General features: G+C 42.3%; 11 protein-coding genes. All 11 read right to left on the bottom strand.

Annotated features, from left to right (window positions below; genetic code table 11):
- Position 1: 1 nt before the first annotated feature.
- On the bottom strand, positions 2-901 hold the full coding sequence (locus PU629_RS03755) for a carbohydrate ABC transporter permease (RefSeq protein ID WP_275282940.1): 900 nt from the start codon (positions 899-901) through the stop codon (positions 2-4).
- Positions 902-976: 75 nt separating this feature from the next.
- Positions 977-2,287 carry an ABC transporter substrate-binding protein gene (locus PU629_RS03750; RefSeq protein WP_275282939.1) on the bottom strand — a complete coding sequence of 437 codons (1,311 nt, stop codon included), beginning with the start codon at positions 2,285-2,287 and terminating at the stop codon, positions 977-979.
- Positions 2,288-2,810: 523 nt separating this feature from the next.
- Complete coding sequence (locus PU629_RS22455) at positions 2,811-3,206, bottom strand: CBO0543 family protein (protein ID WP_343076312.1); 396 nt, start codon at positions 3,204-3,206, stop codon at positions 2,811-2,813.
- A gap of 366 nt (positions 3,207-3,572) precedes the next feature.
- Positions 3,573-4,901 carry an alpha-glucosidase/alpha-galactosidase gene (gene melA, locus PU629_RS03745; protein WP_275282938.1) on the bottom strand — a complete coding sequence of 443 codons (1,329 nt, stop codon included), beginning with the start codon at positions 4,899-4,901 and terminating at the stop codon, positions 3,573-3,575.
- Positions 4,902-5,093: 192 nt separating this feature from the next.
- Positions 5,094-5,915, bottom strand: coding sequence for a carbohydrate ABC transporter permease (locus PU629_RS03740; protein WP_275282937.1), 822 nt, complete (start codon positions 5,913-5,915; stop codon positions 5,094-5,096).
- The gene (locus PU629_RS03735) at positions 5,915-6,844 is read right to left on the bottom strand and encodes a carbohydrate ABC transporter permease (RefSeq protein ID WP_481900472.1); all 930 of its coding nucleotides are present in this window, start codon (positions 6,842-6,844) and stop codon (positions 5,915-5,917) included. The genes PU629_RS03740 and PU629_RS03735 overlap by 1 nt, the downstream gene beginning before the upstream one ends.
- Positions 6,845-6,926: 82 nt before the next feature.
- The gene (locus PU629_RS03730; RefSeq protein ID WP_275282936.1) at positions 6,927-8,201 is read right to left on the bottom strand and encodes an ABC transporter substrate-binding protein; all 1,275 of its coding nucleotides are present in this window, start codon (positions 8,199-8,201) and stop codon (positions 6,927-6,929) included.
- Positions 8,202-8,545: 344 nt separating this feature from the next.
- Positions 8,546-9,556, bottom strand: a complete 1,011-nt coding sequence (locus tag PU629_RS03725) for a LacI family DNA-binding transcriptional regulator (protein ID WP_275282935.1) — start codon at positions 9,554-9,556, stop codon at positions 8,546-8,548.
- A gap of 780 nt (positions 9,557-10,336) precedes the next feature.
- Positions 10,337-10,831, bottom strand: a complete 495-nt coding sequence (gene uraD / locus PU629_RS03720) for a 2-oxo-4-hydroxy-4-carboxy-5-ureidoimidazoline decarboxylase (protein ID WP_275282934.1) — start codon at positions 10,829-10,831, stop codon at positions 10,337-10,339.
- A 114-nt stretch (positions 10,832-10,945) separates the two neighbouring features.
- Complete coding sequence (locus PU629_RS03715) at positions 10,946-12,319, bottom strand: allantoinase (protein ID WP_275282933.1); 1,374 nt, start codon at positions 12,317-12,319, stop codon at positions 10,946-10,948.
- 356 nt (positions 12,320-12,675) lie between these two features.
- Positions 12,676-13,860 carry a pyridoxal-phosphate-dependent aminotransferase family protein gene (locus tag PU629_RS03710; protein ID WP_275284346.1) on the bottom strand — a complete coding sequence of 395 codons (1,185 nt, stop codon included), beginning with the start codon at positions 13,858-13,860 and terminating at the stop codon, positions 12,676-12,678.
- Between the last annotated feature and the right edge of the window lie 22 nt (positions 13,861-13,882).

Raw genomic sequence — 13,882 nt, 5'->3', positions numbered from 1 at the left:
GTTATCTAATCCCCCCGTCCTCATAATGAACCCAGTATCTGGATGTTAAGAAAAGAAAACCAGTGATAACAGCTAATACAATCAATAATAGCCATGCCATTGCGGCTGCGTAGCCCATTTTAAAATAACCAAAACCATTTTGATAGAGATAAAGGGTATAGAACAAAGTAGAGTTAACCGGACCACCCGTACCTCCACTAATAATGTAAGCGGATGTAAATGACTGAAGCGATTTGATAACTTCCATTACCAGATTGAAAAAGATAACCGGTGAAAGCATGGGTAACGTAATGGCTCTGAATTGATGAAATCGATTTGCCCCATCTATTTGAGCCGCTTCATATAAGTCTTCAGGTATTTGTTTTAGGCCAGCTAAGAAAATGATCATAGAAGCCCCGAATTGCCAGATGGATAAAAGAACAAGTGTATAAATGGCGTAATCGGGATTCGAAATCCAAGCTTGCCCTTTAATGCCAAATAAACCTAGGAAACGATTAAATATTCCATCTGAGTTGAAGATATTTTGCCAAAGAATTGCAATAGCGACACTTCCTCCCAACAACGAAGGAAGGTAATAAACCGTTCGATAAATTCGGATCCCTTTGATTCCCTTTTTCAGTAAAAGTGCAACGAGTAAGGCGGCCAGTAATTGTGTGGGTACCGACAGAACACAATAAACTGCCGTCACTCTAACTGAACTCCAAAAATTTGGATCATCCTGAAACATGGTTTTATAATTACTAAACCCGACCCAATGCGGTGCGGTTAAAAGGTTATATTGAGTGAAGGAAAGATAAAGGGAAACGATCATTGGCCCTAATACCAAGCCAAAGAATCCAATTAACCAAGGTGTTAAGAAACCATAAGCAATCGCACTGTTTTTCTTGTTCCTTTTTGACATATCTATCCCCCTTAGTATTGAAAACTAACTAGAGAATCGGCAGTAAACCGACTCTCTTGTTGGTTTTTTTACTTTTTATTGATTGAGATTTTGTTTCACAATTTGTTGTAATTTCGTGTAATATTCCTGTGAAGCTGCTTGGACCGACTTCTTATGGAAAGCAATCGATTGATCTGTTTGTTTATATAGATCTTCCTCTTGTACATAACCAGGATAGTTTGGTGTAGGAGCTGCCTTGGAGGTCTTGGTTACTTCATCAATATAATTTAATACTTGCTGATCCTCTGGTGATGCCGTCTTAGCTACTGCATCACGGACATCTGGATTAACTGGAATACCTCGATTCATTCCAAGAATTTTACCAGCATCGACATTATTTACAAAGAAGTTCAAGAAATCGGCGACTTGCTTAGGATATTTGGTGTGAGCGTTTCCAGCTAAGAATTGGCTAGGCAATAAAGCAACACCAGTTGTCCCACCCGAGTTTGGTGGAAGATGTAACTCAAATTGATCCTTCGAATTAGCAATGTATGACGAGTATTGGTTCGAGAAAACGAATTGCATGGCAACGTCACCTTTAGCAATCAGGGATTGAGCAGGGTCGGTTTGGTTTTGAGCTTGAAGAGCAGCTGGTGCAGCTGCACCCACTTTTCTCATGTTCTCCCACATTTGGAACCAATCTTGAACGTCTTTCTCGGTATAACCGACTTTATTAGTCGTATTATCAAAAGCAACTTTGTTTCTTTGAGCTAAGTAGGTTCCAAACCCAGTTTCATCAAATGCTAACAAGCCATATACTTTATTGTTTAAGCCTTTAGTGACCTGCTTACCTATGTTTTCCATATCATCCCAAGTCCAATTATCACTTGGAAGCGGTACATTGGCTTTTTTGAAAAGGGTTTTATCGATTAAAACACCACCAGCATTCACACCGATACAAACTCCATACAATTTACCATTAAATGTAGCAGCGTCCAGCATGCTTTTAGGATGCTTACTAACGTCTAAGCCTTTACCTTCATATTGGTTTAAAGGAAGGACAACACCTTTATTCACATAATCGTTAATATTGCCCCCATATTGAATGATATCTGGAGCATTACCGGCAGCAAATTCAGTGTCTAATTTTTGAAAATAACCATCCATACCCGAAAACTCTGGAATGATCTTAATATTAGGGTGAGATTGTTCGTAAAGTTTAATTACTTTTTGAGTCAATTGATCACGAGTTTGATCTCCCCAGTAAGCAAACCTCAAGGTAATTTGTTTGCCTGAATCTCCCCCACTTGATGAAGAATTAGAAGCAGTGCTTGATTGACTTCCACAACCTGTGAAGACGAGTAAGGCTGAAACAACCAACAAAAACAAAACTACTAATTTTTTCACTTTCAACTCTCCCTTATTTTTAATTTGGTTATTTTTTTAAAAAAACTTAGAAACCCCTGTATAAAGCGCTATCATTTCTGACATTTCAATATAACAACGTTGTTATTATTAATAATATTTCATTAAGCCAAAAAACACAACCGCTATTTTGCAATCATTCAAATTTTTTATTATCTTATAACTAACTTATACCAATATTCCTAGTTACGTGGTGTATGGATTGAGATAAGCGAGAGTCTCTCGAAGCCACAACAAAAGGGACGAACCTTACTCTCGTCCCTTTATTGGATTAAGCTAATGGTAAAAGTGTTGATGAAGTTATGCACTTAAAGAATGTACTTTTTTGGATAGTGATACAGCACTTTCTAAATATTTAGAGGTTAGAAAGAGGGAAATAAAAAAAACGTTTTTTAATGGAAACGAGCTTCATCTGCTTACGAGGTCACACCCCTGTAAAAGTTGACATGTAAGGAGGCAACAACCCGCACACTTACTGGCATGCTTGCGAAACACCTGATACTTGCTACTTGGATGATTTCTTTAAAAGATAGTGAGCATATTTATAAAAGCAAACCAAAATGATGTAAAGGATCGGATAAGCCACCATTGAATATGATATTTTCCAGCCGTTATAGTAAAATGTCTTAGTCCTTAAATATAATAATTCGAAAATGACCGCCAAAACAGACCAACAAAAAAGATAAGTGACCTTACTAGCCAAACTCCTTTTAAACGGAAACAAATTTAAAAACACTATGTTTACTGCGGGAAAAATACCCAATACATAGATAAACCCTCCCAAATCAACTCCTTTGTTAAAATAACCATAAAGATCATATTTAAAATCAAATATTATATTCACAGTACTCTCTAGAAGGGAGGAGAATAAGGTTGTGGTTAGTATTTCAATACCAGACATTCGTTTTGGAATAAAAATAGCAATTAAATTAAAAGCGATGACAGAAACGATAAGAAAAAACATCCTTGTAGCCCCAATCTACAGTGGTGATTTTTTTATCTTTTCCTATTTTTGGTACATTATTAGATCGTAACAAAACCTTTAATTACAGTGTAAAAGCACTTAAGATTTTGCAAGCTTCCAGTCTTCCTCCTGATCCAGGATAAGCTAAGGCATCAAAAGCGGGTTTGTTTTGTGAGATTCTCTCAAAAGCATAATAAAAGGGACGAGCCTTATTCTCGTCCCACTTGCTATGCTTTGAGTATTCCGTCAAGCTATCATTATCATTCATCTATGCCAGTGAAACGCCGGATCCGTCCCTGCGTTTCACCCGATCCGTCCCCGTGTTCCAATTTTGGAGTGGAATTGGGGGAGCCAGTGGCCATGGGCTTCGATGAGGTCGTCGCAGAGTTTAACGATGTCGTCTATGGATAGTTCGCTTGCAGTGTGCGGGTCTAGAAGTGCGGCTTGGTAGACTTTATCGCGATCGCCTGTGACGGCGGCTTCGATGGTGAGCAGTTGGGTGTTGATGTTGGTGCGATTCAGGGCAGCTAATTGCTCTGGCAGATCTCCGACATAGGTTGGCGAAATGCCGCTTCGATCGACCAGGCAAGGTACTTCAACAACGGCTTTCTCTGGCAGATTACTAATTAAACGGCCGGTATTGAGGACGTTGCCGCCAATTTTAAATGGATGGTTCGTCTCAATCGCTTCGATGATATGGGAACCATATTCATGGGTGCGTTCATGAGTGAGATTGTGGTTATGGACGACTTCATCACGCATGTCATTCCATCTATCAATCTGGTTAATGCAGCGGCGAATGTATTCGTCTAACGGAATATTAAATTTCTCAATTAATTCAGGATAACGGCTCTTAATAAAATACGGATGGTATTCCGCATTATGCTCGGAAGACTCCGTTACATAGTAGCCAAAGCGTTCCATGAGTTCAAAACGAACCATATCATCATGTTTTTCTTTTTGTTTTTCTCTGGCGCGTCGCTTAATTTCTGGATATAGGTCTTTGCCATCTTGCGTAATTTCAAGCAGCCAAGCCATATGATTGATTCCAGCAATCTTCCATTGAAGATTGGAGGTATCCATGTTTAAGGATTTGAGCAGATGATCCGCACAAACCTGAACGCTATGGCATAAACCAACAGTTTGAATACCGCCGTACCGAATCATAGCACCTGTAATGGTAGCCATTGGATTTGTGTAGTTTAGGAACAGCGCATCCGGACAAACCTCTTGCATATCTTTTGCAAAATCTAAAACAACAGGAATCGTACGAAGGGAACGGAATAAGCCGCCAATTCCTAGCGTGTCCGCAATGGTTTGTCTTAGCCCATACTTCTTAGGCACTTCAAAATCCGTGATGGTACATGGATCGTAGCCGCCAACTTGAATCGCGTTAATGACATACTTAGCCCCTCTTAGTGCTTCTTTACGATCAGAATAGGCACGAATCTGGACGGAACTGCCAGTCGTTTTCTTTAGGTTCGTCAGCATGTTTTCTGAATCCTTAAGTCTCTCGGGATCAATATCAAATAAGGCAAATTCGAAATCGATATCTGGAATGAGCATGCAATCGCCAAGAACGTTTTTTGCAAACACCGTACTACCTGCACCTAAGAAAGTAATTTTTGCCACAATGAATCTCTCCTCATATATAGGTTTATATTTTTATAGGCTAACCTCTTAAAGAAGCAACCCACTTTCCCACCAAAAAAAATTTATTAAATAAGTTTGTGCCCCGAAGGCTTAGACTTTGACCGAGCCTACAGCTAGACCACCGTTGATTTACCTTTTTGACCGATACCATGCTACCACGCTTTCAATAGCTTAGCCTTTGACCGAGCCTGCCGCTAGGCCTTCGATGAAGAAGCGTTGCAGGAATAAGAACAAGATTGTCATAGGCAGGATGGCAAGCAGGGCGGCTGCCGCAACAAGGTTTAAGTTATCGACATTTGAACTAAAGAAACTAGACATAGCGACGGTTAAGGTGTGGACGGATTTATCTTGAAGGAAGAAGATCGCAAATTGATAATCATTCCAAATATAAACGGCTGAGAGAATGATGACGGTTGCCGTAACGGGTTTTAATAAGGGAAATATCACTTTAAAGAAAATCCCCATGGTTGTAGCCCCATCTATTAGTGCCGCTTCCTCTAACTCCTTAGGGATGGTTGATTTTATGAACCCCGAATACAAGAAGATCGTCAACGGGAGGAAGGCAGCAATATTGTTTAAAATGGCAATGGTTCTCGTATTGATCATGCCCATCGACACCACCATCTTATATAAAGGAACCAGTGCAGTAAGAGGTGGAATCACCATAATGGCGATGAAAAAGACATACACATACTGGTTTAGACGTGTTTGTCTTCTTGCCAGTGGATAAGCCGCAAGTGAACCAACAAGAATGAGGAGAGCCCCTGCTATAACGGTGATAATCGCCGTGTTTAAGAAGGCTGGCCCTAGACTTGCCTGTTGCCAAGCATCTTTAAAGTTTTCCCATGATATATGAGAGGGAAAGGCCCATCTGGAGCTAAAATCATTGTTCTTCTTTAGCGACATCGTAATCAAAATATAGAATGGAATCACATGGATTAAAGCAATGAATAGAACAAGAACAGACAGCCAATTTTTAGAAGCTCGACTCATTAGGCTTCAACCTCTTTTCTTCTTAGGATCACAAGGGCGACTAGACTTAGCAATAGGATGATGACAGCCATTAATACACCCTGAGTAGCCGCATACCCTGCATCCTGTTGATCAAAGTAGAGGGTATACATATAGGTCGACATAGATTGAGAGGCATAACCCGGTCCCCCACCAGTCAATGAAACAATCACATCAAATAGTTTGAGACCACCGATAATGTTTAAAACGATGTTAATCGTAATAGAAGGAGCTAGTAGCGGAAACGTGATATTTTTAAACTGTTGGAATAGTGTGGCTCCATCAATTTGAGAGGCCTCGTAATACTCTTTCGAAATGCTTTGAAGACCTGCTAAATAAATAATCATCGCAACACCGACGAATTGATACGTATTCACCAATACAATAATCCAAATGTTCGCATGTGGGTTACCGAGCGCATTGACTTGGTGAAAACCTAAGAATTTCAATAGGTCGTTCAACGCACCGCCTTGAAAAGCAAAGAAAAAATACCAAATGTACCCCATGATGAACGGACTGATGATGACAGGGAGATAGACAATGATTCTTGTAAAATTACGGAAGCGGATTTGTTGATTAAGAAGCAGCGCATACAGAAGGCCAAATATATTCTGAAACAGCGTACTGCAAAGGCCATAAATTAAGGTGTTTTTTACAACCAGCCAGGTGTTGGGATCGGTAAACATTCGCTTGTATTGACTAAATCCGACCCAATCAAAGGTTTGGGAGAACCCATCCCAGTCGGTAAAGGAAATCTTCAATCCATTGAAAAAAGGATAGACAATAAAAAAGAGGACGAGCGCTAAGGCCGGTAAATACATCCAAAAAAGGGAGCCTTGATGTCTCTTTTTGCGTGCAGCCCTTGTCGGGGTATGAGTACCAAGCCGAGTTTCGGTTGTCATATGACTCATTCGATTCAACTCCTAAATTGACATTACCCTAAGGAATAGAGTGGGGAAATGTCCCCCACCCTTTCCTTAATTGATAGTGGGCTTATTTTGAAGTTTGCTTTTTCAAACGGGCATCTTCCTGACCCATTTTTGTAGCCACTTGGGATGCGGTCATTGTCCCGCTTAACAATTGTTGACCAGTATTCCCCATGACATCCCACATACCGCTTGGTAAGTAAACACGGTCAAAGTAAGGCTGAACTTTAATGTTGCTAAATTCTTTATAATAGGAAGCATAGTAATTTTTAGCTTTGACGTTAGTAAGACCAGCAGGCAAAGAAGTCGCTTCAGCTAGTTCTTTTGCATATTTAGGCTGAGAGATAAACTCAATGAACTTCTCAGCTTGTTTTTTATAAGGCGAATCCTTCCAGACAGCAAAGGTGTAACGCTCCCCTCCAATAAAAGAAGGCTGATCCGTGCTGTAGACAGCCGGTGTTGGAATCAAGCCGACCTTAGTGTTAGGATTTAGCTTTGTTGCTTCCGGTCCAATCGACCCATTAATAAAAGCAAAGCCAATTTTACCTTGAGCCATTAATTGGTTAGCTTGAGTGCTTTTGGCAGTAAGAGCATCTTGGTTAATTAAGCCTTTGTTTTGAAGATTCTTCAGCATTTGGGCGACTGGTGTGTACTTATTCCAATTAAAGGTTCCATCCAAAAGCTGTTGACCATAGCTGTGATTTGAATCAGTGATCAAGTATGGGGTGGCCATTTGGTCAAAGATTTGGCCGATGGGGTACTTGTCACCACCCGCAATCCATAATGGCGTTACTGTTCCATGACTTTTTTGCTTGATGGTTTCAAGCGCTTTAACAAAATCATTCAAAGTTGTAGGGGGTGTAATGCCATATTTTTTAAGGAGTGTTGCATTGTAAGTCACGCCATCTTTTGCTTCATTAATAGGATAGGCATACACTTTACCGTTTTTATCCGTCAAAATATCTTTAATGGCAGGGTCCATATTTTTCACCCAAGACATATTTCTTAAGTCTTCTACATAATTTCCGTATCTGAGCTGGGCCCATCCGTGCGTATCAAATAGGTCGGGCATTTTATTAGCAGCCATTTTAACCCTTAATAAGTTTTCGTAATTATCCCCTGGATAGTTGGCATTGATCTTGATGTTAGGATTGGCTTTTTCAAAATCGGCGATGACCTTATCCATCGTTTTGGATTCATCGGAAGACATCGTGGAATAGAGAGAGAGCGTAACAACCTTTCCGTTCCCACCGCCGCTTGAAGTGGATTTACTGCTTGAACAACCGGTTAAAAACAAAGAAAGCGCTAACATCATAACAATTGCTAAATGCCATTTTTTCATCAGGATTTCCCCTCCATGTTTTGAAAAAATACCGGAAAGATTTCCAAGTTTTTTACTTTGTGTTTCCTAACCTAGGTTGCTATAATTCGCTTATAAGCCTAGTGAACACTCACACGTTTACTAAAGGTTTACTTGCCTTCATTTGCCGATGAAGGCTTTTTTTGTTTGATCAAGCTGACCTCGCTTCCTTATCCGCCCACCTCCTTTACAGAAAAACGGGACTAGTCGCCAAATCCTAGCGAAAGCTTAGTTTTTCTTAAATGATTTGCCATAATCGAGTACGAGAAAGTTTTTTTAAAAATAGTGTGGAGTCTCACCTCCTTAAAAAAATTAGATGTGAACAATCATTTAATCGAGCAAGTGCTCCCTCGAACGATTAATTCAGTTGGAATGGCAATTTTTAACGGCATCTCTTTTGAGTCAATCTGCTCGAGGATTCGTTTCACGGCAAGCTCGCCCATCCGCTCAGAATCAATCTTAATCGTGGTAAGCGGCGGATTGGTGAAGCTCGCGACAGGAATATCATTAAATCCGACGAGGCTCACCTCTTCAGGCACCTTGATCTTTGCCATTTGCAGTGCCCTTAAGGCACCAACTGCCATAGAATCGCTGGAAATAAAGAAAGCGGTTGGCAGATTCTTGGATTGGATCGCCTCAGTCATAAGAGCAAATCCATCCTCCATGTTGAATTCGCCGATATAAGCCTGTTCTTTTACTAAATGTTCTTGGCCGAGCTTCGACATAAAGGCTTTATAGCTTTCAAATCGTCCTTCCACGCGTTTTTCTGGCATCCTTCCACCGATAAAGCCTATATTTTTGTGTCCTAACTCCTCTAAATGAGCAAGTGCCTTAGTTGTGGCTTTTCGATGGTCGATGACGATGGAATCATATTTTAAATCATTCGGCGATTCATTCACGCACACAATGGTTTCAACCTGCTGATAGATGCGTTCTAAAAGTTCAGACCCGATATACCCCACGACGATCACACCATCTAATCCGTCAAATTGAAAGGATTCATCCCATTCATTCGCACGGACGCTTTTTTCGATTAGCATCCCTCGTTCTGAAAAAGCTTTTTCCATCCCGTAACGAATCGATAAAAAATAAGGATCAGCCAGTTCATGTTCATGAGACAGCCAGTAAACCACGCCAATTTTAGGATTTTTATCTTTTAAGGGGGCTCCTGATTTTGCTTTACGTTTACCGCTTTTATAATGCAGTTCTTCTGCAACCCGGTAAATTCTTTCTCGAGTTTCTTTCGTCACGGAAAGAAGCGGATCATTATTCAGAACCCGTGACACCGTTGCAGAAGAGACCTTTGCTTTTTCCGCAATATCTTTTATAGTTGTCATCTGCATACCCCATTGGTTTTATTTACTAAAGATTTACTAAACTAATGAAAGTATACTTGTGTTTGAATGCGTTTTCAATATTATTTTAAATTTTTCTGAAAACTAGTCATTAATTGACACTCTCCGTGAAAAACAGACACTTTTATCACCATTATTAGTCAAATTATGATAGAGGATGGTTAGGAAACGAAACATCGCTGTAGTTCCCTTAAGTCGTTCAGATGGGCGCACGGCTTTATCCCTTGTCCCTTTGGATGGATTGGCTGCGCGGCCGTCGTCTCAACCATGCCCAGAGAACCTTCGTGTCTGCGGGGCACTGGACAAGCAATTCGGTTGAAAGTTACCACAAACGCCAAAGAGGGACGAGTATTCATCTCGTCCCTCTTTCATCAGCACTGGCCATCTGATTTCGAAAAAGCACTGCCACTTCCTTATGTAAGCACACTCTATTTTGTATGCAACACCCGGAGACCCACTACTTGTACTCCTAGCCGCCTGTTCAATTCCCACTCCCCGCTTGATCGCACACTCCAAATTCAATTGTGCAGGAAAGTGTTTTGGATCAAGTGAGTGGGACACGAGATCCGCCCCCGTTCCAAAGGCGAGTGAAACGCGAGATCCGTCCCCCTGTTTCAAAGGCGAGTGAAACGCGAGATCCGTCCCCCTGTTCCAAAGGCGAGTGAAACGCGAGATCCGTCCCCCTGTTTCAAAGGCGAGTGAAACGCGAGATCCGTCCCCCTGTTTCAAAGGCGAGTGAAACGCGAGATCCGTCCCCCTGTTTCAATTGAATATGGCTTCTAAGCGGTGCCTGGCTATTTGGTGGATTTGGTGGAGGGCTTCTTTAAATTCGGCATCAATTGAGTTCGTGTGGCGTTCTTTTAATGCTTTGTATATTAGATGTTTATCTTTTCCTTTAACTGCTAGGATAAATGGGAAGTTGAACTTGGCCATATAGGCTTGGTTGGCTTCTTGAAACCTTTGATACTCGTCCTCAGTTAATTCGCTTAATCCTGCTCCTTTTTGTTCGGATACCGAAGAGGAGCTCATGGCAATTCTGGCACCCAGGTTGGGATGGGCTTTGATCAACCGAAGCTGTTCACTTTTAGTTGCTCCCATCACGGCATGAACCATCGCAGAATGAAGAGCCTCAAGTGTTAAAAAGGGCCGATTATTTAAAACGCGTTCCCCTACCCAGGGTGAATGCTCATATATAGCCTTTAACTGATCAACAAAATCAGATTCACTCATGTCATTTAATGTTTTTAACGTCATCATGCGGGATCACCTCGATTTGGGCTTTATAGTAGAAACTGCGTGAGGCCATTCACCTGAACGTATAAATGTGGTCTCCTCGCGTCAGGCTTTAGAAACTGCGAGAACCGAATCACGTTAAACGGGATTCGGTTTGGTTTCAGTTCGGTTGATCCATAGCTTTCCTGCTGCATGATTGACGAGTTTGCCATTTTTATAGATGGTTTTTCCACGATTTATGGTCTCTTCGATGGTGCATGGGAAGGTGTGGCCAACATAAAGGCTTTGTTTATGTTTGGCATGAAAATTGTCTTCACGAACTGTGAACGGTTCGAAGGAAACAATAGCAAGATCAGCATCCATGCCCACTTCAATTTTTCCTTTCGTTTCAAGATTAAAGCGCTGCGCCGGCATCTCCGCTGTCCATTTGGCAATTTGTGTTAAAGGGATTTCATGCTCTAAAGCGAGCTCCAACATGGAAAGTAAGGTGAATTGTCCGCCGCTGATGCCACCCCAGGCTTCAAATAACGTGTGCTTGGCGGGGTCCTTCATCGAATAAGGACAAGGCGAGTGGTCAGAGGACACCATATCAAACTTGCCTTCTCTTAATAAACGAATTAATTGTTTTTGCTCGTCTTTCTTCCGTAAAGGTGGCGCACATTTGGCAATCGCCCCTTTTTCCACAAGATCATCATGAGAGAATAAGAGATAATGCGGGCACGTTTCTACAGAAATCGCCAGGCCTTGTTGCTTGGCCGCTTCAATTTTTTCAACAGCCGCTTGACTGCTGATGTGGACAAAATGAAGCGGGCAACCTGTTAGCTGCGCGTAATAAATGGCCCGTTCCACCGCCTCCGCTTCAGCAAGAATCGGACGTGTTTCCAAATAATTATCAGCGCTGATTAGCCCTTTTTCCTTCTTTTCCTGCAAAAGCCAATTGGTTATGGGCGCACTTTCAGCATGTAAGGCTAAAATTTTTCCGAGGGAGGCGATTTCTTTCATACCGTCTAATAAGGTCAGATCATCCGCCCGCTCAAATTCATCATTCCCTGTATCCGATAGAAAAGCTTTAAATCCAATAACCCCCGACTCCGCAAGCCCTCTTAAGTCCTTTATGTTCCCAGGGACAAGTCCGCCCCATAAGGCAAAATCAACGACTGACTTTCGGCTGCCGATTTCCGCTTTTTGTTCAAAAGCCGCCTGCTCCACTGTGGAAGGAATCCCATTGAGGGGCATATCAAAGTAGGTTGTGCATCCACCGGCCGCCATCATCCTTGAACCCGTCTCAAACCCTTCCCAATGTTCCCTTCCCGGTTCACTGAAATGGACATGGACATCGATAAGGCCGGGGAAGATCGTCTTGCCGTTCACATCCAATTCCTCACTTGCGGTTCCAGATAACTGTTCACCAATCTTGATAATTCGCCCCTCTTTAATAGCCAGATCGACCTTCTTTACCTCGTTTGGTAACACAACCATTCCGTTACGAATCAAGAGATCAAAATCAGACATGTCAATTCCACCTCTCTTTACGGGGACGGTTCTCCCGTTTCACTCACTTGATCCAAAGCGTTGCCTGTTAAAGTGATTTTTTTATGAAGAAAAAGCTAAGAAGACCATCATGAGGCAGCTGCAATCAATCGGTTCACTACAACCTCGCTTCACAGATTCGTGACTTCCTCTTGATCATTTCTTAAGTAAAAAGAATTCTATATCGATTTTTTAAACTTTGTTGTTTTTTAATTTAAGCTCTTTAGGCTCGCTTTCCACGGCAATCCGCGACTCAGGCTACTACTTGGAACCCGCTACCTTGAATTCACCTCGTGCTGTCTCGCCTATTTCCGCCAAAATCCACTTAGAAATGAGTCCTAAACATAAACATCCAGTGCAGCTTGCAGGGCTTCACCACGATTAACACTTGCGCTATGGCGAATTAAGACAGCTTCTAAGCCGGCCAAAACAGCAAGCACATTTTCTTTGCGGCAGCTGTACCCCATCGTGCCAATTCGCCAGATCTTTCCATGTAGAGGACCGAACGAGGAAGCAATCTCGATGCCAAACGAATCAAGGAGCAAACGTCTTACCGACTCACCGTCCACTCCGTCTGGAATTTCCACACACGTGACACACGGCAGCTTATGCTCGGGATCACCAAACAGATGTAGTCCCATCGCCTCTAATCCCGCGATAAGCGCTTTTTCATGAAACCGATGGCGGGTAAAGCGCTGTTCAAGCCCTTCTGCGAGAACAAGCTGAAGTCCTTCATGAAGGGCATAGACCATAGAAGTAGCCTCTGTATGATGATTGAGACGCCTCGGTCCCCAATAATCTTGAAGCATACTTAAATCAAAATAGTTGCTTGAAATGGGATGCCGGGTCCGTCTGAAGTGCAAATCCTCCTCTGTCGCGATCCCGCGCTCCACTTTTTTTCGAGAGAGTAGAATCGTTTCGATCCGTTCATTATAAGTAATCGGCGCCATCCCTGAAGGAACGGATAAACACTTTTGCGTCCCTCCAACAACACCATCAATCAACCACTCATCCGTTTTGACAGCCACACCACCAATGGAAGCCACCGCATCCACAACAAACAAACAATCCTGCTTGCGGCAAGCCTTTCCAATTTCCCGAAGCGGCTGCATGCATCCCGTCGAGGTTTCGCCATGAACGAGCGCGACAATCTTAGGCTGAACCTTCGCCATTTCATCAATTACTTGCTGCGGGTCAAACACCTCTCCCCAAGGACACTCCAACGTATAGATTTCAGCGCCGTATCGTTCGCCAATCTCGACTAATAGATGCCCGAATCTCCCGTAGATAGGAACGAGAACCCGGTCCCCCGGTTCAATGAGGCTGCAAAGCAAGGCTTCAATGCCCGATCTGGACGTCCCATCAATCGGAAAAGCCCATTGGTTTTTCGTTTGAAACACTTGTCGGAGCATGGCCATAACTTCATTCATGAGTTTCGTAAATTCTGGATCAAATTGGCCCAAAATCGGTGTACTCATCGCCCTTAATACACGAGGATCCACTTCAACAGGTCCAGGTGTCATGATGATTCGCTTCGGTGACAAT

It is taken from the genome of Pullulanibacillus sp. KACC 23026 (genome assembly GCF_029094525.1).
GTDB lineage: Bacteria > Bacillota > Bacilli > Bacillales > Sporolactobacillaceae > KACC-23026.
Note: the sequence above shows the minus strand (reverse complement) of the source record. Positions and strands in the feature narration are given on the sequence as shown.

Coding starts and splice junctions, on each gene's coding strand:
- PU629_RS22455 (WP_343076312.1), bottom strand. CDS start 3,206: ATGTCTGGTATTGAAATACTAACCACAACCTTATTCTCCTCCCTTCTA.
- PU629_RS03740 (WP_275282937.1), bottom strand. CDS start 5,915: ATGAGTCGAGCTTCTAAAAATTGGCTGTCTGTTCTTGTTCTATTCATT.
- PU629_RS03710 (WP_275284346.1), bottom strand. CDS start 13,860: ATGACACCTGGACCTGTTGAAGTGGATCCTCGTGTATTAAGGGCGATG.
- uraD (WP_275282934.1), bottom strand. CDS start 10,831: ATGATGACGTTAAAAACATTAAATGACATGAGTGAATCTGATTTTGTT.
- PU629_RS03755 (WP_275282940.1), bottom strand. CDS start 901: ATGTCAAAAAGGAACAAGAAAAACAGTGCGATTGCTTATGGTTTCTTA.
- PU629_RS03725 (WP_275282935.1), bottom strand. CDS start 9,556: ATGACAACTATAAAAGATATTGCGGAAAAAGCAAAGGTCTCTTCTGCA.
- PU629_RS03715 (WP_275282933.1), bottom strand. CDS start 12,319: ATGTCTGATTTTGATCTCTTGATTCGTAACGGAATGGTTGTGTTACCA.
- PU629_RS03730 (WP_275282936.1), bottom strand. CDS start 8,201: ATGAAAAAATGGCATTTAGCAATTGTTATGATGTTAGCGCTTTCTTTG.
- PU629_RS03735 (WP_481900472.1), bottom strand. CDS start 6,844: ATGAGTCATATGACAACCGAAACTCGGCTTGGTACTCATACCCCGACA.